Origin of the sequence: Carboxylicivirga linearis (genome assembly GCF_018271995.1) — a bacterium.
Taxonomy (GTDB): domain Bacteria; phylum Bacteroidota; class Bacteroidia; order Bacteroidales; family Marinilabiliaceae; genus Carboxylicivirga; species Carboxylicivirga linearis.
This window is the reverse complement of record NZ_JAGUCO010000005.1, coordinates 107,848-126,444: the sequence shown is the minus strand read 5'-3', so window position 1 is coordinate 126,444 and position 18,597 is coordinate 107,848. Positions and strand designations below refer to the sequence as shown.

Genomic DNA, 18,597 nt, shown 5'->3' with positions numbered 1-18,597 from the left:
TGATTCCCCAAACGGGGTTTCATGATCCAACATTTTTTTAATAGATGAATAGACTTGGAGACTATAGACTATTAGATAACAGATTTTTCGCTCTATCTGTCTAATCGTCTACTTTCTAACCGTCTATTTCGTGTTCTGCTTATAGAACTTAATCAGCTTCGGCACCACCTCGCCAACATCGCCGGTAATGGCATAGTCAGCAATTTTATTGATGGGTGCGTTCGGATCATTATTGATGGCAATGATCATAGATGACTCTTCCATACCAGCCGTATGCTGGATTTGTCCTGATATACCACAGGCAATATATAACTTAGGGCGAACCGTAACACCTGTTTGTCCAATCTGACGTTCGTGTTCTGCATAACCTGCATCCACAGCCGCACGCGAAGCTCCCACTTCGGCCCCCAGCACTTCTGCCAGCTCGTAAAGCATATTAAAATTCTCTTTTGAACCCACTCCATATCCACCGGAAACAATGATGGATGAGTTTTTAATGTTCACCTTTGATTTTTCCATGTGACGTTCAATCACGTTCACCACCAAATCTTCAGGTTTAAGAATTTTGTCAACCTCTATTTTACTCACCTTTCCTTTATACGTAGCATCATAGATTTCTTTCTTCATCACACCCTCTCTAACCGTTGCCATCTGAGGGCGACAATCAGGGTTGATAATGGTAGCAACAATATTACCACCAAATGCAGGACGAATCTGATACAAAAGATCTTCGTATGTTTTACCGGCTTTTTTATCTTCATGAGGTCCAATTTCCAATGAAGTACAATCGGCTGTTAAACCACTCTGAAGAGCCGATGACACTCGCGGACCTAAATCGCGACCAAATGTGGAAGCACCTAACAAAGCTATTTGTGGCTCTTCCTTTTTAAATAAATCAACAATAACAGATGTATGTGGAAGAGTAGTATATGGATCCAGTCTTTCGTCATCGCCAATATGAACCACATCGGCTCCGTATGGATATAACTCTTTTTCTATTCCTTTTAAATTATGACCCAGCACTAATGCTTCTAACTTACATTTTAGCTGGTTGGCAAGGGAACGGCCTTTGGTCATTAGCTCCAGGCTAACATCGGCAATCTTTCCCTCATCTACTTCGCAAATAACAAATACGTTGTTCATGTTTAATGATTTCTAAATCGATTAGCCGATTGTATGGTTAGCAATAAGTTCTTTCATTAATTCGTCCATTTCCTCGTCGGCCGGAGTTAAGCGTTTTGCTTCCTTAGCCTGAAATACGACATTTTCAATCTTTTTCACCTTGGTTGGTGAACCGGATAAACCTAACCAGTTCATATCGGTTTCGATATCATTAACACTCCACTCTTCAATATTCAGATACGGACGATCAGCCGTTAAATCAATATAATCTTCCGCTTCATTCTGACGCTCGGTAATAGTGCGGGCATGTTTAAATTTCATTAGTAGCTTGGCATTTCGCGGACGACATTCGGGGGCACTGGCATTAACTGTTATAACACCCGGTAAAGGCATTTCAACAGTTTCAACACCTCTTTCCAGTCTTCTTCTAATAGTAATCTTACCTGTTTCGGCCGATAATACTTCCTCGGCATATGTTACTTGTGGTAATCCTAATTTCTCAGCTACCTGTGGTCCTACTTGTGCTGTATCACCATCAATGGCCTGACGACCTGCGATAATAAGGTCAATCTTACTCATTTTCTTAAGGGCACAAGATAATGCGTAAGAAGTTGCCAAAGTATCAGAACCGGCAAAAGCGCGGTCGGTTAGCAGGTAACCATTGTCAGCTCCCCGATATAAACCTTCTCTGATAATATCGGCAGCACGTCCCGGCCCCATAGTTAAAATAGTGATTGTAGTACCAGGGTACTTATCTTTCAATCTTAGGGCTTGCTCAAGTGCATTCAAATCCTCAGGATTGAAAATTGCCGGCAAGGCTGCACGGTTGACTGTCCCGTCTGCTTTCATGGCATCTTTGCCCACATTTCGGGTGTCCGGCACTTGCTTGGCAAGAACAATTACATTTAATCCCATCGTTTCAATTTTTGGTAAAGAATTATTAACAGTTGACAAATATATTAAAATAAGCGAATTAACAATACGACGCTTTACCACTTGATTTTCTATTACTTAAACAACATATCTATCTTTTATCAATTCTTAACTTTTAATCTAATATCAATTCCTCACATTATTCATTATATTGTATTACTGACTTTTACAAGCGCAAATACAATTAGGCATCAACAATACTTTTAGTATCTAAAAGCATTGAACAAAATCTAAGCTGTTTTGCTTTATTTATAATTAGTTTAAGTAAACGAAAGAAATGGTTGTTTTTTAACTAAGTAAGATGCTATGATGAAGACAATATACATTTATATTATATCGTTTCTAGTAACTCTAATGTTAGCGAACACAGTTATGGCTCAACAAGATTCAAGCAAAATTAAATTCAATCCTTTAACTCTGGAAGAACAACGAGTAATTCTGCATAAAGGAACAGAGTTACCATACACCGGTGAATACACTGATAATAAAGAAAAAGGAACCTATGTATGTAAACAATGTAATGCGCCCTTATATAAATCGAGTGATAAATTTGATTCGCATTGTGGATGGCCCAGTTTTGATGATGAAATAGAAGGAGCAGTTACACGATTACCTGATGCCGATGGCAGAAGAACTGAGATAATATGTTCGACATGCAAAGGTCATTTGGGGCATGTGTTTTTGGGTGAAGGATTTACTCAAAAAAACACCCGACATTGTGTTAATTCTATTTCATTACTATTTATTCCGGATGGAGAATAATGGAAATATTTTATTAAATAGATTGGATAATATGGTATATTTAAATCGTAATTCTAATCTAAACTTGATAAAATGTTACAATTCTCTGACTATTTTGATGAAAAGAAATGCTACGTTGCCACCCTAATAAAAATGGCTAATGCGGATGATAAGTTAACAGCTGCTGAAAATATGTGGTTGGGATTTGTTACGGTTAGCATGGGAGTAAAACCATCAGAACTGGACGAAATAAAAACCAATATTGACAAGTTCAATTTTCAACTACCGAGCACTGAAAAAGATAGATTCTTCCTGTTCTTCAGAGTTATTCAGCTTATGAAAGTTGATTTAAATATAGATGAGAAAGAATTGGAGATGTGCCGTAATCTTGGTTCACGACTAAATATTAATCGAGAAAAGGTTGACCAGGTATTGAGCTTCGTAAAAAGTAAAGAAAAGGAATTGATTCAGTTCGAAGATGTTGAATCTTTACTAAAATAAATAATCAAGGGCGTATCTTACGCCCTTTTTCTTCTGCTTCCACAACAAGTACTTCTTTTACTTAATATTGGGCAGATAGAAGCAAAAGGGCAATGATCAGGTAAATAGTCACACATTTCCAAATCAACTAAAGCGCCTTTTTCAGGATAAACTACATGGTCAATATAATCTCTTAACTGACCATATCGTATTTTGTCAGATACCTCATTCCAGAAAATTGGATTTAAACCATATGCGTTAAATACCTTAACCATCATGTTACTTAATTCATAAGCTTCAATATCATTCAGGTAATCAACTTTTGGAAAAACAAATTTCTCCATCCCAATAAGATCAGAAATCAGTATTCCGCCTTCATCTTCGTCTGTTATTGGGAAATAATCTGTACTATCCGAAGTATCGAAAAATAAAGATAATTTATTACCGGCATTTTCCAGAGTAACTTCTAAATCCTCAACCAACTGCTCCACATATCTTTTCATCCACATTGCGTTGTTCCTCCTTTGTTGCCCTTGAACGTAAAATAATTCAGGTTGTTACAAAGTTGGATATCTTAATTTATTTATATTGATGAGCATATCATTATATATGCCAAAAAGGCTATCATTACATTTAATTGAATTTAATTAACATCCTTTTTATAGTGTTTCTATCTTTGTAGTATTTAAAAAACCATATGATGAATATTGATTTGTTTGTGCCCTGTTTTATTGATCAGATGTTTCCTCAAACAGCCTTTAACACCATAAGTCTGTTAGAAGAAGCCGGATGCCATGTACATTACAACCCCCAACAAACATGCTGTGGTCAAGCATTATTTAATAGTGGCGATACTAAATATGCATCTAAACTGGCCGAAAAATTTGTGAAAGATTTTCCAAATAATCGTCCCATTATTACTCCATCAGCCTCCTGCGCATCATATATTCGCAAGCACTATTCCTCTCTAGTTAAATCTGATGAAGCTGAACGACTCAAAAACAATACATTTGAATTAACCGACTTTCTGGTTAATCATTTACATTTTGATGATTTCAAAGCAAACTTTCCTCATAAAGTTACTTATCACGATGCCTGCTCGGCATTAAGAGAATATGGCATTTTTGATGAACCACGACAATTGTTAAGTAAAGTAATTGGACTAGAATTAACAGAACTTAGCAAAAACACCGAGTGCTGTGGATTTGGAGGAACATTTATGGTTAAACATTCTGCTATTTCAACAGCTATGACTGAGCAAAAGGTGGAAGATGCTCTCTCAACAGGTGCGAGCTACATTGTATCAACCGAGGCGTCTTGTCTGCTCAATATCCAAAGCTATATTAATGCTCAAAAACTTACTATTAAAACAATCCACATTGCCGATTTACTAATGCATAAGCAGTAATTAAAGCACAATCTATGAACCCTATTCTTTCTTCTGAACGACTTCTTCTTAAACCTGTTTCTGAGCAACACCTTGCCACCTTATTAATGATTTATAATAATAAGAACAACATGAGCCTTATTCCCAATGGTCATAAACAATGGACGCTGGAGAAATTGAAGGTCAAATATAAGAGTTTAAAACAGACGGAGGGATACGGTATATTTGCAATCTTATTAAAAGGTAACAATCAGGTTATTGGAGAAGCCGGATGGTTCGACTCGTTCAATAACAAAAATGAAGTTGAACTTGGTTACATAATTGATGAAGCATTTTGGAATATGGGATATGGCACCGAAATATGCAATCTGTTAATCAAACAAGGATTTAATCATGGATTTAAAACCATTATTGCACGAATGTATGCGCAAAATACAGCCTCTGTTAAATTATCAGAAAAATGTGGAATGAACAGGTTTTCTACTTTCTATGATAAAAAGGGCAATCAAGCCTATGAATATAGACTTGACTCACCTTTTATTTAGTTCGTTTTAAAATACTTGAAGTAAGAAGTTCGTAAATCTCAGTTAATTCTGTATTTCCTTGCAATACTTCTTTATGCTTTAATATGGTTTGTTGATCATCTCGTGAGGCGGGCCCCGTTTGCGTTTCTGTTGGATTTAAGCTTTGCACCTTATTGGCGGTTTCAGCAATTAGTGGTTGTAACAACGAAAAAGGCAACTCACTATCTTGCAATACCTCATCAGCTAAACGATACATTAGATTTACAAAATTGCACGAATAAACAGCTGCTATATGCAATTTGGCTCTTTGCTCAGAATCAGCCTTGAGCACATTTTTACTCAATGCATGCCCCAAATTCAGTAATGTTTCTGTTGTTTGATCGTTATTACCCTCAACCAGTACAGGTATGTTATGAAAAACTACTTTACTGGCTTTTGTAAAGGTTTGAAATGGATAAAACACGCCATAATCATCGAATCGATTCAGAACCTCAACGCCTACACTGCCTGCTGTATGAACAACTACACCATTTACTTTAGGCATTTTCTCAACTACTTCTTGCAAAGCATCGTCTTTTACCGAGATAATATAAACCTCAGCATCAGTCACAATCTTACTCAATTCTGTAATTCCGGTTGATTCAATTCCTGCTGATAAATTGATTGCATTCTCTTTGCTACGGCTATATACCTGCACAATTTTATGTCCTGCTTCATATAAAGCATTTCCTAAGTGAGTTGCAACGTTACCTGAACCAATCAATACAATTCGCATAACAATAGTTTTTACACTGCGAAGATATAAATGAAAAACGAATGATCAGAGTTGCAATTTTCAATACTTTTTTACTAAAAGATAATCTGATGGTTAGAGTTGATATTTACGCAGTCGCCGGTAGAGAGAGGCTCTTGTTAAGCCTAAAACATCTGCAGTGTGAGTAAGGTTTCCCGATTTTAGCCGCAGTACTTTATTAATAACTTCTCGTTCTACATCCTCTAAATTGTAACTACTAAAACTAATATCCTTACTATCTTCCAACAATGTACGTTGACAAAGTTCTTCTTTGGTCAACTTATTTCCTTCAGCTAAAATTACCGACTTCTCTATTACATGTTGTAATTCACGAACATTACCAGGCCAATCGTAATTTTGCATGCATTTTACTGCAGACTTATCTATTTTCAAAAGAGGCTTCCTGTACAAAGCACAATACATGGAAAGAAAATAAGAAACCAAAATAGGAATATCTTCTTGTCTTTCGCGGAGTGGTGGAAGTACTAATTCAACGGTGTTTAATCGATACAACAAATCGGTTCTAAACTCACCGGCCTCAACTAATTGTCCGAGCGATTTATTGGTTGCCGAAACCAATCTAATATCTACTGCTATTGGGTGATTATCTCCAATTCGTGTCACTTCTCGTTTCTCTAAAACGGTTAATAACTTCGCCTGAACCGAAATATTCAGATTACCTATCTCGTCTAAAAATAGCGTACCTCCATCTGCAAGTTCGAACCTACCTGCTTTATCATTACTTGCATCAGTGTAAGCGCCTTTTTTATGTCCGAATAATTCATTTTCAAACAAGCTTTCATTAAATGCTCCCACATCAACCGACATAAAAACATTGTCAGACCGTTTTGACTTACGATGAATAGAATTCGCTACCAGCTCTTTACCTGTACCATTTTCACCAAGAATCAGAACATTGGCCTCTGAAGGGGCAACTTTTTCAATGGTACGAACCACCTCCTTCATCTTGTTGGAATGATACACAAACTTTTTTTCAGGAGGCTTAAATATCAATGGTTGACCACCATTGTTTTGAGGATTCACATCATCTAAACACGACAAAACGCGATTAACTAATTCCTTATGTTCAAATCGATTACTTATAACATCAACGGCTCCTTCTTTCATCAACTTTACAGCCGAACTTAAATCATCAGGTGAGACCATAAAAACCACTTTTGCTTCAGGATTTGCCCTTAATAAAAAATGCAACACCTTAATTCCGGCTTCTATTTCTATACAATCACCTTTACACGAAAAAGGAAGAACCACTACATCAATAGTAGTCTGCTTAAGCATCTTGGGAATTTGACAGGGTGTTTCTGCTGTTATCACCTTTTTTACATGATCCTCCAGCATTCCAACAATCCACTTCAAGACATTCTTATCCTTTTCAACAACCAATACATTTCCCGATTTACCCATAACAATTTGCTATATGATATAAATAAAGAGCTACTTATCTCATTTAGCAAGTGTATTAGTGTAAAACATTACAAACAATTACACTACACCCTACATTACAAGGCTTTAATCTTTTCAATTCATAAGTTAATGCGCAACACATTAACATAAAACAGGGCCAACATCCTATATGTTAATTGAATTATTGATGCGAGTGTTAAAATGGTCGTTTACAGTTAAAGGATTTTTATTCACAAAAAAGATGATTACTTATTTCTGTTCTTCTTTTGCTCCTCCTCAATCATTGATGAAGTATCCCACGCACAATCCATTTCATTATAAGGATGCTTTTGTTGCAGTAACAGGATGTTTTCGATATGCTCAGAAAACTTTTTGGTTTCCATCACAAAATGGGGATCATCCATACCGTAGCGCTTACGCAGATTATCCATAAATTTTCTATCGAGGTGCTTAAAGGTAGTAGCTGCCCGATGCACACTATAATTACTTTGTCCAAGTCCTCTTAAAGCATCAGCTCCCAGTGATACAGCCGAATCAAAGGTTTCTTGCTGATAATAATCTACCTTCTTGTTAGCTAACTCCAGACTATGCGCTACATCTACAGCACGAACGACCAATTTTAAATGTGGAAAATTCTTAGATGCCACTTCAATAAGCTTATCAATTTGTTGTCTGTCGCCCATTACTATTACCAGTACTTTGGCCTTTTTTGCTCCGGCAGCTTCAAGCATATCTGCCCTGGTGATATCGCCATAATAAATTTTGTATCCAAACTTTTTGAGGTACTCTATATTATGAGGATTGATATCAATAATGGTTGACTTTACACCATTGGCATTCAGAAATCGTCCCAACACCATACCAAACCTTCCAAATCCGGCAATTATTACAGGATTACCCTCATCCTCAATCGACTCCTGCTCTATTTCTTTGGCTTCTTTTTTACTTATTCGAGGCAAGATAATTTTCTCATTAATAATAAAAAGCAATGGTGTAATCAACATCGATAAGGCTATTACAATCAGCAATACACCCGATGTAAACTCATCGTATATGGCATTTTGAGAAGCAAACGCGACTAAGACAAAACCAAATTCACCAGCTTGAGATAAACTAAAAGTGAACAATAGGTTTTGGGATGTTTTGAGTTTAAATATTCGGCCTAGTACGATTAATACCGTAAACTTAATAATGATCAAGAGTATAAGTATTCCAAAAATCAAAACCGCATGATCCATTAATAAAGTAAAATTGATACTTGCCCCTACTGAAATAAAGAATAGTCCAAGTAGAAGTCCTTTTGAAGGTTCCAGATTATTCTCCAGTTCATATCTGTATTCGCTATTGGCCAGTACCACCCCAGCTAAAAAGGTACCCAAAGCAGGCGAAAGCCCTACGGCATCCATAGCTACAGCAATCCCTATTACCATTAAAAGAGCTGTAGCCGTGAATAACTCACGCAATCCGGTTTCTGCAATATACCTGAAAATATAATGAGCGACATATCTTCCTCCGATAACAATAACACCCACTGCTCCAATAATCAACAGAAGATTCATCCAACCTTCACCGGCTAATTCAACGGTTTCGGTTCCGGCATCAGTTACTACCTGATTAGCTAATAAAGCAAGTATGGCAAAAATAGGTACAACAGCTATATCCTGCATTAATAAAACTGAGAAGCTATGTCTTCCCCCTCGGGTTTGCAGTAATCCTTTTTCGGTTAAAGTTTGCAAAACAATTGCAGTTGAGGAAAGAGCTAATATTAGGCCTGTTGTAATGGCTTGAGCCAGATTGAGCCAAAATAACGATGAAATTAGTACTATTATGCCTGCAGTTATTCCTATTTGTAGTCCGCCCAATCCAAAAATCAGGCGTTTCATACGCCACAGCATGTTAGGATGTAATTCCAAACCTATGAGAAAAAGCATGATAACCACACCAAACTCGGCAAAATGCATTACATCTGCATCTTCAACACCTACCAAACCCAATGCAAACGGACCAATAACAATACCTGCAATTAAATAACCCAACACCGAACCTAAACCAATCTTTTTGGCTATTGGTACAGATACCACTGCAGCCAGCAGATATACCATCATATCAAAAAAAACTGAATCTAAATGCATGGCTTATTCGTTATTATATTCGTTTGCAAACATGCTGTTTTTTATTTCACTCAAAGGTTGCTTTTCATCTCGTAAAAGTGTCAATAACTTTACATAGTCCATTTGGGCAATATCTAAGTCTCTCTCTTTCATCAAATGTGTACCATGAAAAACCAGCGGTGGTAGATATTGCATATTACACAAACGCGAAGCTTGCTCATATGGCAATAAAAACTGCCTGATTGGATATTTATTATGCCCTTCATCACTATAAGTTTCTTTTCGTCCTCCGGTAGTTATAACCGACATGGTATACTTTCCCTTTAATGCACTTCCTGTTCGTCCATAAGCAAAACCATGCTCCAGAACCAGATCAAACCATTCCTTTAAAATGGCCGGTGCACTATACCAATAAAAAGGATGTTGCCATATAATTATATCATGACTAAGTAAAAGATCCTGCTCTTTTTTTACATCAATAAAAAAATCGGGATACTCCTCATATAAATCACGTACAGTAACCCCATTCATTTTATTAACTGCCTGAATCAACTTACTATTTACTCTCGACTTTGAAACCAAGGGATGAGCAAAAACTATCAGAATCTTCCTCATTAATTTTAATCTTTGCCTTGAAAATACAAGAAAAGCCCTTCTTTTGGAAGAGCTTTACAAACTTTATAAGAGCATATTTATATTTTTTACCCTAACCACTCACCTTTCAAGGCTTTTTCAAAACGTTTACTTACTGTTTTCCAATTAACCACATTCCAGAATGCTGAAATATAATCACCTCTCTTATTCTGATAGTTGAGGTAATAAGCATGCTCCCACACATCTAAGGTAAGTAATGGAATACCTTTTGTTTCGGCAATGTCCATTAACGGATTGTCCTGATTGGGAGTTGAAACAACTTTTAGCTTTCTTTCTTCGGTAAGAATTAACCATGCCCATCCACTACCAAATCGAGTTTTGGCAGCTTTGGAAAATACTTCCTTAAAAGCATCGAACGACTTAAATTCCTTAACAATATGGCTTAATAAACGTGCCGATGGTTCCGTTTCATCGGGTGTCATGCTTTCCCAAAATAACATATGGTTATAATATCCACCCCCGTTATTTCTAATTCCTGCATCGTGTTTTGATACCTGTGCAAATACATCTCTCATAGCCATGGTTTCCAATGAGGTATCTTCTATGGCAGCAGTAAACTTCTTAAAATAACCCCTGTGATGTTTATCGTAGTGCAACTCCATGGTAGTAGCATCGATATATGGTTCCAAAGCATTATACTGATACGGTAATGCCGGGAAAAAGTGCCCTGATATAGGACTGCTTTTGGGCTCACTACTTTGTGTTGAATTTTGTTTTTTACTTCCGGCTGTGGTGCAGGCCCCAACTGCTCCCAAACCCAATATGCTAATAAAATGTCTTCTTTCCATAAGTTAATTCGGTTTATTGCGGTTTATCAAAATATTTGATTATTCTGTCAATACTAGTATTTTACTGTAACAAAGCTATAAACAGTTCATGTATAGCTCATTTTAATTAAACAGGCTTACCTTATTTTTGTTTAGCTTCATCACAGATGGTTTTAAAATTTCAATTGTTATTATTTTATTTAAACAAGTGCTAACCAATTATCAACCATGAAGCGCATTGTAACAATACTTTTCATCTCATTATTGAGCCTACACCTGTTGGGTCAGACCGATTATAAAAAACGTGCTGACAGATATTATAAATACTATAATTACCAACGAGCACTAAAAGATTACAAAAGACTTTACCGGAAAGACAAGGACAACTCTGAATTACTCTCGCTCATTTGTAATTGCATTGTTAAAGACAATACGCAACGCGAAGAAGCTATTCCTTATTTGGAACGATTACTGGAGATTAAACCCAACGATATTGAAGGCAACTATAATTTTGCCCAGGCCTTGTACCATGCTCATGATTTTGAGAAAGCTGAAAATGTTGTATTGCAAAACAAGTCTCTTTTTGACTCAGATTCGGAATACAGTAAAAAAAGCAACTTATTGCTTCAATACATACAGAATGCCAAAGCACTAATGCAAAACCCAATAGACGTTACCTTTATTAATTTGGGCGAAGACATTAATACTGCCCGAAACGAAATAAATCCGTTTGTAACGGTTGATGAGCAAACACTTTTTTATTCTTCTGATAAAAAATACAATAGTTACGCAGGTATTTATTACTTCAATGTTTACGTATCGGAAATGGATAAGAATATCCATCAGAAAGGGAAAGTGATCGGTTCAAAAGTGAATAGCATTTTCGATGAAATGGTTGCCGGAATTGAACCCAATGGAAAAGTATTAATGGTATATCATAACCGTCAGAAAGAAGACAAGATGGCTTATGCTAACTACAACGGTAGATATAGGTTTGATTTATTGGAAGACTTTGGGGATCCTTTAGACGGGAAAGGATCGGAATTTGGAGTTTGGTTCTCGAACAGTGGAGACACCATCCTTTTTTCAGGCGATTCTGGCTCTGGCGATACCGACCTGTACTATTCTATTAAACTACCCAATGGCAACTGGGGTATGGCCCGCGAACTACCAGGTAAAGTAAACACCCGATTCAACGAGAACTTCCCCGTTTTATCGGAGGACGGTACTCGATTATACTTCTCTTCCGACAATGATAAATCGATGGGAGGATACGATCTTTTTTATTCCGACTTCAATACTGAAACCCGGGAATGGGAAGAACCTATAAACATGGGTTATCCTATCAACGACACCTACGACAATTACAGCATATCGTGGGTTTATGGAAAGAGACATGCCTACATTTCTGCCATACGCCCAGAGGGATTCGGGGCCCGCGACATCTATAAAGTAGTTTTTAACGAAAAGGATCCATACAACTATATTTTAAGAGGAGACATCAGGCTTGAAAAAGACAAAAACCTGATCATACCTACATCTCGCCCTTCGGTTACTGTTACCGACACCTTGGGTAATCTTGTGGGGCAATACAAAGCATCTGCTGATTCAGCCCAGTTTATTATGGCATTAACACCGGGATCTTATCTTATTAATATAGAAGCTGAAGACCTGCCTTCTTTTACTCAGCCATTAGAGGTGCCAGAAAAATGGTATGACAATCAGGCTGATAAATTCTTATTTGTGATACGAAAAGATGAAAAGGATTAATCTAAAAACAGAATAGCAGAGAATTTCTGCTGGAATATTAGTGGTAAAAAACCTAATTCCCCTATTTTTGTCATTCACTTTAAAAAATAAGAATGAAACTCCAGCTTAAGAACCCAATTGTGTTTTTCGATTTGGAAACCACAGGTATTAATATTGCTAAAGACCGCATTGTAGAAATAGCCATTTTAAAAGTTAATATTGACGGCAAAGAAGAATCGTTTTGCTACAAGGTAAACCCCGAAATGCCTATTCCACCTGAAACAACGGCCATACATGGTATTTCAGATAAAGATGTGAAAGATGCTCCAACATTTAAAAAGCTTGGAAAAGAAATAGCCAAAATAATGGAAGGATGTGATATTGCCGGGTTTAACTCTAATAAGTTTGATGTGCCTTTACTAGCCGAAGAATTTATCAGAGCTGAAGTGGATTTTGATATGAAGAAACGTAAGTTTGTTGACGTTCAAACCATCTTCCATAAGATGGAGAAACGTACACTTACCGCCGCCTATAAATTTTACTGCGATAAAAATCTTGAAGATGCTCACTCGGCTGCAGCTGATACACGTGCAACATATGAAGTATTGCTATCACAGCTGGATCGATATCCTGACCTTGAAAACGATGTGGAATTCCTGAATGATTTTTCATCGTTTAATAAAAATGCTGATTTCATTGGCCGCATTATTTTTAACGATAAGGGACAGGAAGTTTTCAACTTTGGAAAATACAAAGGTCAACCTGTTGAAGCAGTATTGGAGAAAGATCCTTCGTACTATGGCTGGATGATGAAGGGAGATTTCCCTCTATTCACAAAAAAAGTATTGACTAACATTAAGCTGAGAGGATTTAATAAGAAGTAGTATTAAAATTCAGTGTTATGAAGATTTTATGCATTGGCCGCAATTACGTCGATCATATTAAAGAACTAAACAACCAAATGCCTACTGAGCCGGTGATTTTTGCAAAACCCGACTCTGCATTATTACTGAAGAACCGACCTTTTTTTATCCCCGATTTTGCTCAGGAGTTTCATCATGAAGTGGAAATGGTGGTAAAGATCAATCGAATTGGTAAAAATATTGCACCTCAGTTTGCCAACCGTTATTATGAAGAGATAGGCCTGGGCATTGATTTTACAGCCCGCGATTTACAATCGAAATTGAAAGAAAAAGGTTTACCTTGGGAAAAAGCCAAAGCCTTTGATGGTTCAGCTGTTCTTTCTGAATTTGTATCAAAGGATGAATTCAAAAACATACAAGACATCGACTTTAAACTGGATGTAAACGGAGAAACACGTCAGCAAGGAAATACATCTCTAATGATTAACTCAGTTGATGAAATTATAGCTCATGTATCGCAGTATTTCACCCTTAAAATTGGCGATTTAATTTATACAGGTACGCCTGCAGGTGTGGGACCTGTAAAAATAAACGACAGACTGCAGGGATATTTGGGAGACAAAATGATGTTCGACTTTTTAATAAAGTAGTTTCTTAGTCCGAAGTCCGGAGCGAAAAGTCCGAAAAAGTGCATTATGTATAGTGATTTGAACACTGACTAAAATCTACTAATAAACACTGTAAAGTCCGGTAAAATATAGAAGGATCGCATCTCACAACTTTTGATAGTTAAACGATGCGATCTTTTTCATTGTATCAAATTATAGAACTTCTTTCTTAAGATTATACAATTCTGATGATTCAGAAGCCCGTTTATAGCCGTCGGCAAGGATCCTGATGCTTTACAAATTCTTAAGTAGTATAAATAGCGTAATCTTTTACAGCTTATTAACCTCATTATACCTGTAGCAATCGATCACATGGTCGTTGATGGCACCAATAGCCTGAAGGTAGGCATAGCAAATGGTGGTTCCCACAAACTTAAAACCATCCTTTTTCATTTTTTTGCTCATGGCATCAGAAACTGGTGAGGTTGGTGGTATTTGGCTTTCTGTTTTCCAGGCATTGGTTATAACATCATAATTGGTAAACTGCCAGATATATTGATCAAACGATCCCAATTCTTTTTGAATTTCCAGAAACTTCTTGGCATTATTAATGGTGGCGTTAATTTTTAATTTATTTCTGATAATTCCTGCATTGCCCAGCAGCTCTTCTATTTTATTTTGGGAATAACCAACAATTGTTTGGGCATCAAAATCGTCAAAAGCAAGCCTGAATGCTTCGCGCTTGTTTAATATAGTTGACCAGCTTAAGCCGGCCTGAAATGTTTCCAACACCAAAAACTCAAACAACTTCTGATCATCATGAAGAGGTACCCCCCACTCTACATCGTGGTATTGTTTATACAACTTCGAGCCTTCGCACCAACTGCATCTTTTTTTCATTCTTAAGATGTTGAATTGTTATTTGTAGAACTGTTTAATTGCTAATCATTGATCAACTCAACAAATTATCAACTTAACAATTAAACAGTATTCTATCCTTTTAATATTCTGTCTTCCGTCCTATGTTTTCAAGCTTTTACTTTTCTCTTGAAATCACCACATACAACTGACCGTGTGAGAATCGCGATACCTTAATGGCAGTGCCTTTTTCGATGTAGCCCGATTCGGCAACTGCATCATAGATTTCATCATTTATTTCTACTTTACCCGATGGACGAAGAGTGGTATTGGCAACTCCACTTTCGCCAACTAATTCTTTCATTGAGGCTTCCACTCCAATATATCCCAATTCAACATCCTCTTGTGTATTTAAGGCAATTCTGGCACCCAAGGCGCTATCTGTAGCTAATATTTTTTTACTGATATAGATTATGGCTAACAATGAACCAAATAAACCTGAAAGGACAATTCCAAGAGCTTCGAGCAGCTTATTAAAACCTACAGGTTCAAAATCAAACAAATCATTATCGAGCATACTAAAGGTTAATCCCAATACCACCAAGGTAATACCCGACACACCTGCTACTCCAAAGCCGGGAATCACAAATACTTCGAGTGCAATAAGCACCAATCCAACAATGAACAGAATAATTTCCCAGTTTGCCGCTAATCCATCAATATATAAGGGTGCAAAATATAATATAGCTGCCAAAGCTGCAGCAGCCAAAGGAAAACCAACTCCGGGTGTTTGTAATTCAAAATAGATACCTCCCATTATAACCAGAATTAAGATTCCCTGTAAAATAGGACTGGTTAAAAAGCCTTTCAGTCCATCATAAAATGAAGGTCGAAAAGTGGTCATCTCGTATTCATTAATATCTAATTGAGTCAATACTTCCTTTATATTATTAGCCTGTCCTTCACAAAAACCATTTTCAATGGCCTCAAGGGTTGTAAAAGTTAATATTTTACCGGTATCAATCACCCCTTCAATATAAATACTCTCGTCAACCATAGCCTCTGCAATATGAGGATCACGACGCCACACATATGTTGTATCGCCATTGGCCACAACAGTATCTTTCCCATGAGCTTCGGCTGTAGCTCGTATGGTTGATCGCATATACGACTGATACTTATCAGGCATCTTTTCACCACTTTGATTAACAACTGTAGCAGCACCAATATTAGCACCCGGACGCATATAAATACTGTCGCATGCTATGGAAATTAGTGCGCCAGCCGAGGCTGCATTATTATCAATAAAAACATGAACCGGAATATTACTATTTAAAATTTTAGTACGAATAGAATCGGCAAAAACAACCTGACCTCCATAGGTATTCATGTGTAATAAAATTACATCAGCATTCATTTCTTCTGCTTCAGCAAAAGCTTCTTGTGTATGAATCCATGATGTACTGCCTATTTCACGGAATATTTTAAATGTATATACTTTTTTAACTGAATCATTTCTAACCTCAATATCCTGAGCCACTATAAGTGTTGAGATAATTAAAGCAATAAGTATTCCTATTTTTCTATACATGGTGAGTTGTTTTATTTATAAAAATAGAAATATTTTTGATGCAAATGATAATCTTTCTTGATTACTATATTTTGCATTGAGTGTTAACTGATAACAAGTACTTAAAAATTGTTTGTCTGATTTCGATCATATAACATTACACGATATTTGATTATATGTACTCCCATTTTGACCATAAATCCTCCTAACGATTAAATGTTAGAATGTATATTTGATAAATAAAATTTGAAATAATTAAATACAACATATATGAAAATTAACAGACGAATTTTAGGTTATAGTTGTGCATTGGCTTTAGGGGCCATAGCCTGCTCTCAACCTCAGAAACAAACAGAATCGGCACCTGCATTAAGTTCAGCTGAGTTGGAAGAAATGGCTGATAACCCAGGCAATCCAATTATTACACACAAATACACAGCTGACCCGGCAACATTGGTTTATAACGACACGGTATATTTATATGCGGGTCATGATGAAGCACCTGCCAGACATAACGGTTATGTATTAAACGAATGGTTGATTTTTAAGTCCACCGACCTTAAAAACTGGGAAGAGCATCCGGTTCCTTTCCGTGTTGAAGAATTTGAATGGGCAGCAGGGAGTGCCTGGGCAGCTCAAACGGTTGAGAAAAACGGTAAATTTTACTGGTATGTTACTGCCTACCATGAACCTACCAAAGGCTTTGGTATGGGAGTTGCTGTGTCCGACAGTCCTACTGGTCCGTTTAAAGATGCTATTGGTGCACCTTTGGTAACCAATGATATGACAACAGATGTATCAATCAATTGGGATGATATAGATCCAACCGTTTTTACTGATGATGATGGACAATCGTATATTTTTTGGGGTAATACCTCACTGAAGTGGGCAAAACTAAAAGATAATATGATTGAGTTAGATGGTGATATTCAATACCTGAAATTGCCTCATTTTGTTGAAGCTCCATGGGTTCATAAAAAAGGTGATTGGTATTACCTTACCTACTCATATAAATTCCCTGAAAAGACAGCTTATGCTATGAGTAAAAGCATAACAGGTCCATGGGAGTTTAAAGGAATTATTAACGAAGTGGCCGGTAACTGCAATACCAACCACCAAGCCATTTTAGAATACAAAGGCAAAGATTACTTTGTATATCACAATGGAAGTATACCTACAGATGGTGGTAGCTTCCGCCGATCGGTTTGTATCGATTATTTATACTACAATCCGGATGGAACAATCAAAAAAATTGTAATGACATCGGAAGGCGTTGAGGCTGTTAAATAATAAAAAGGAGGTTCTTCGGAACCTCCTTTTTTATTTTAGATATAAAGTTACGCCAACTGCTAAAGACAAAGCCATATGCGGCTTTACATACTTTGTTCTGATCGCCTCCAGCAAATAGGCATCAAAGGCCGACAGTTCAGCATATACTCCCATTCCCTTAAAATAAGTGCCTTTCAGCTTAAACTTTACCTCACCACCAATAAAAGGTGCAAAGTGTACCATATTCTGAAAATAATATTTATCGGGATAGTAATCGGGTAAGGTTTTAAATGTATTGTTGGTATTACCCCAGTTAATTGACAAGCCTCCATATGGCATAAAATAGTTACAAACAGGCTGACGAGTAAATCGAAAGGTGTTCTTCATCGAAACAGTTACAACCCTGTTTAAACTACCGCCCCAATAAGGGCCAACATAACCTATAAATAAAGCCGGTTGATAAATCTGTCCGATTTCATAACCAAATCCAACCGACATAAAACCTATACTTCCTGCAAATTGCAATTTATATTGATCGGGCAAAAACCATCTGTGACGATAAGTAATTGTATCGTTATTAATTACTTTAGTACGCTCTTTATACATATTTTGTAGCACCTTGGGTAATTCTTGACTATTGTCAGCCACCTCCTGCCCAAAACTTTTATTAGTCATTACCAAAAACACCACAGTAAACACCATCCATAGTGTGGTATGAATTTTTCTATTTATACACTTCATAC

The 18,597-nt window shown here is 36.8% G+C and carries 18 protein-coding genes and 1 pseudogene; 8 read left to right on the top strand and 11 right to left on the bottom strand.

Annotation, left to right across the window (positions count from 1 at the left end):
* Positions 1-123: 123 nt before the first annotated feature.
* Together KEM10_RS09415 and KEM10_RS09410 are read right to left on the bottom strand one after the other, a co-directional pair.
* On the bottom strand, positions 124-1,143 hold the full coding sequence (locus tag KEM10_RS09415) for an electron transfer flavoprotein subunit alpha/FixB family protein (protein ID WP_212215737.1): 1,020 nt from the start codon (positions 1,141-1,143) through the stop codon (positions 124-126).
* Between the two features lie 21 nt (positions 1,144-1,164).
* Entirely contained in the window at positions 1,165-2,037 is an 873-nt protein-coding gene (locus tag KEM10_RS09410) for an electron transfer flavoprotein subunit beta/FixA family protein (protein ID WP_212215736.1), read from the bottom strand.
* 324 nt (positions 2,038-2,361) lie between these two features.
* Between KEM10_RS09410 and KEM10_RS09405 the strand changes: the two genes are divergently transcribed.
* Both KEM10_RS09405 and KEM10_RS09400 read left to right on the top strand, forming a co-directional pair.
* Positions 2,362-2,817: a methionine-R-sulfoxide reductase gene (locus tag KEM10_RS09405; RefSeq protein WP_244825710.1), complete on the top strand. Its 456-nt coding sequence runs from the start codon at positions 2,362-2,364 to the stop codon at positions 2,815-2,817.
* A gap of 72 nt (positions 2,818-2,889) precedes the next feature.
* Positions 2,890-3,297 carry a tellurite resistance TerB family protein gene (locus KEM10_RS09400; protein ID WP_212215735.1) on the top strand — a complete coding sequence of 136 codons (408 nt, stop codon included), beginning with the start codon at positions 2,890-2,892 and terminating at the stop codon, positions 3,295-3,297.
* A gap of 17 nt (positions 3,298-3,314) precedes the next feature.
* Here the strand turns inward: KEM10_RS09400 and KEM10_RS09395 are convergent, their stop codons facing one another.
* Positions 3,315-3,779: a hypothetical protein gene (locus KEM10_RS09395; RefSeq protein ID WP_212215734.1), complete on the bottom strand. Its 465-nt coding sequence runs from the start codon at positions 3,777-3,779 to the stop codon at positions 3,315-3,317.
* A 194-nt stretch (positions 3,780-3,973) separates the two neighbouring features.
* Between KEM10_RS09395 and KEM10_RS09390 the strand changes: the two genes are divergently transcribed.
* Positions 3,974-4,684, top strand: a complete 711-nt coding sequence (locus tag KEM10_RS09390) for a (Fe-S)-binding protein (protein ID WP_244825708.1) — start codon at positions 3,974-3,976, stop codon at positions 4,682-4,684.
* 14 nt (positions 4,685-4,698) lie between these two features.
* On the top strand, positions 4,699-5,208 hold the full coding sequence (locus KEM10_RS09385) for a GNAT family N-acetyltransferase (RefSeq protein WP_212215733.1): 510 nt from the start codon (positions 4,699-4,701) through the stop codon (positions 5,206-5,208).
* Here KEM10_RS09385 and KEM10_RS09380 read toward each other — a convergent pair.
* From KEM10_RS09380 to KEM10_RS09360, 5 genes are all read right to left on the bottom strand, one after another.
* Positions 5,201-5,962, bottom strand: coding sequence for a Rossmann-like and DUF2520 domain-containing protein (locus KEM10_RS09380; RefSeq protein WP_212215732.1), 762 nt, complete (start codon positions 5,960-5,962; stop codon positions 5,201-5,203). The two genes, KEM10_RS09385 and KEM10_RS09380, sit on opposite strands and share 8 nt — an antisense overlap.
* 93 nt (positions 5,963-6,055) lie before the next feature.
* A complete protein-coding gene (locus KEM10_RS09375) occupies positions 6,056-7,405 on the bottom strand; it encodes a sigma-54-dependent transcriptional regulator (protein WP_212215731.1) in 1,350 nt (449 codons plus the stop codon).
* Positions 7,406-7,650: 245 nt separating this feature from the next.
* On the bottom strand, positions 7,651-9,537 hold the full coding sequence (locus tag KEM10_RS09370) for a monovalent cation:proton antiporter-2 (CPA2) family protein (RefSeq protein WP_212215730.1): 1,887 nt from the start codon (positions 9,535-9,537) through the stop codon (positions 7,651-7,653).
* 3 nt (positions 9,538-9,540) lie between these two features.
* Positions 9,541-10,131, bottom strand: a complete 591-nt coding sequence (gene kefF, locus KEM10_RS09365; protein WP_212215729.1) for a glutathione-regulated potassium-efflux system oxidoreductase KefF — start codon at positions 10,129-10,131, stop codon at positions 9,541-9,543.
* Between the two features lie 86 nt (positions 10,132-10,217).
* A complete protein-coding gene (locus KEM10_RS09360) occupies positions 10,218-10,958 on the bottom strand; it encodes a superoxide dismutase (protein WP_212215728.1) in 741 nt (246 codons plus the stop codon).
* Positions 10,959-11,165: 207 nt separating this feature from the next.
* Here KEM10_RS09360 and KEM10_RS09355 point away from each other — a divergent pair, with 207 nt between their 5' ends.
* From KEM10_RS09355 to KEM10_RS09345, 3 genes and pseudogenes are all read left to right on the top strand, one after another.
* The gene (locus KEM10_RS09355; protein WP_212215727.1) at positions 11,166-12,707 is read left to right on the top strand and encodes a tetratricopeptide repeat protein; all 1,542 of its coding nucleotides are present in this window, start codon (positions 11,166-11,168) and stop codon (positions 12,705-12,707) included.
* 92 nt (positions 12,708-12,799) lie between these two features.
* A complete protein-coding gene (locus KEM10_RS09350) occupies positions 12,800-13,570 on the top strand; it encodes a 3'-5' exonuclease (RefSeq protein WP_212215726.1) in 771 nt (256 codons plus the stop codon).
* A gap of 11 nt (positions 13,571-13,581) precedes the next feature.
* A pseudogene (locus KEM10_RS09345) lies at positions 13,582-14,199 on the top strand (fumarylacetoacetate hydrolase family protein); the annotation flags it as partial.
* A 288-nt stretch (positions 14,200-14,487) separates the two neighbouring features.
* On the opposite strand, the gene KEM10_RS09340 reads toward KEM10_RS09345, so the two are convergent.
* Positions 14,488-15,057 carry a DNA-3-methyladenine glycosylase I gene (locus KEM10_RS09340; protein ID WP_212215724.1) on the bottom strand — a complete coding sequence of 190 codons (570 nt, stop codon included), beginning with the start codon at positions 15,055-15,057 and terminating at the stop codon, positions 14,488-14,490.
* A gap of 136 nt (positions 15,058-15,193) precedes the next feature.
* Positions 15,194-16,606 (bottom strand): NfeD family protein, encoded by a 1,413-nt coding sequence (locus KEM10_RS09335; protein ID WP_212215723.1) that lies wholly within the window; start codon positions 16,604-16,606, stop codon positions 15,194-15,196.
* 249 nt (positions 16,607-16,855) lie between these two features.
* Between KEM10_RS09335 and KEM10_RS09330 the strand changes: the two genes are divergently transcribed.
* Positions 16,856-17,875, top strand: a complete 1,020-nt coding sequence (locus tag KEM10_RS09330) for a glycoside hydrolase family 43 protein (RefSeq protein ID WP_244825705.1) — start codon at positions 16,856-16,858, stop codon at positions 17,873-17,875.
* Between the two features lie 30 nt (positions 17,876-17,905).
* Here KEM10_RS09330 and KEM10_RS09325 read toward each other — a convergent pair whose 3' ends face one another.
* Complete coding sequence (locus tag KEM10_RS09325) at positions 17,906-18,595, bottom strand: hypothetical protein (protein WP_244825703.1); 690 nt, start codon at positions 18,593-18,595, stop codon at positions 17,906-17,908.
* Between the last annotated feature and the right edge of the window lie 2 nt (positions 18,596-18,597).

Coding starts and splice junctions, on each gene's coding strand:
- KEM10_RS09380 (WP_212215732.1), bottom strand. CDS start 5,962: ATGCGAATTGTATTGATTGGTTCAGGTAACGTTGCAACTCACTTAGGA.
- KEM10_RS09405 (WP_244825710.1), top strand. CDS start 2,362: ATGATGAAGACAATATACATTTATATTATATCGTTTCTAGTAACTCTA.
- KEM10_RS09325 (WP_244825703.1), bottom strand. CDS start 18,595: ATGAAGTGTATAAATAGAAAAATTCATACCACACTATGGATGGTGTTT.
- KEM10_RS09340 (WP_212215724.1), bottom strand. CDS start 15,057: ATGAAAAAAAGATGCAGTTGGTGCGAAGGCTCGAAGTTGTATAAACAA.
- KEM10_RS09350 (WP_212215726.1), top strand. CDS start 12,800: ATGAAACTCCAGCTTAAGAACCCAATTGTGTTTTTCGATTTGGAAACC.
- KEM10_RS09360 (WP_212215728.1), bottom strand. CDS start 10,958: ATGGAAAGAAGACATTTTATTAGCATATTGGGTTTGGGAGCAGTTGGG.
- KEM10_RS09355 (WP_212215727.1), top strand. CDS start 11,166: ATGAAGCGCATTGTAACAATACTTTTCATCTCATTATTGAGCCTACAC.
- KEM10_RS09330 (WP_244825705.1), top strand. CDS start 16,856: ATGAAAATTAACAGACGAATTTTAGGTTATAGTTGTGCATTGGCTTTA.
- KEM10_RS09390 (WP_244825708.1), top strand. CDS start 3,974: ATGATGAATATTGATTTGTTTGTGCCCTGTTTTATTGATCAGATGTTT.
- KEM10_RS09375 (WP_212215731.1), bottom strand. CDS start 7,405: ATGGGTAAATCGGGAAATGTATTGGTTGTTGAAAAGGATAAGAATGTC.
- KEM10_RS09415 (WP_212215737.1), bottom strand. CDS start 1,143: ATGAACAACGTATTTGTTATTTGCGAAGTAGATGAGGGAAAGATTGCC.
- KEM10_RS09370 (WP_212215730.1), bottom strand. CDS start 9,537: ATGCATTTAGATTCAGTTTTTTTTGATATGATGGTATATCTGCTGGCT.
- KEM10_RS09400 (WP_212215735.1), top strand. CDS start 2,890: ATGTTACAATTCTCTGACTATTTTGATGAAAAGAAATGCTACGTTGCC.
- kefF (WP_212215729.1), bottom strand. CDS start 10,131: ATGAGGAAGATTCTGATAGTTTTTGCTCATCCCTTGGTTTCAAAGTCG.
- KEM10_RS09385 (WP_212215733.1), top strand. CDS start 4,699: ATGAACCCTATTCTTTCTTCTGAACGACTTCTTCTTAAACCTGTTTCT.
- KEM10_RS09410 (WP_212215736.1), bottom strand. CDS start 2,037: ATGGGATTAAATGTAATTGTTCTTGCCAAGCAAGTGCCGGACACCCGA.
- KEM10_RS09395 (WP_212215734.1), bottom strand. CDS start 3,779: ATGAAAAGATATGTGGAGCAGTTGGTTGAGGATTTAGAAGTTACTCTG.
- KEM10_RS09335 (WP_212215723.1), bottom strand. CDS start 16,606: ATGTATAGAAAAATAGGAATACTTATTGCTTTAATTATCTCAACACTT.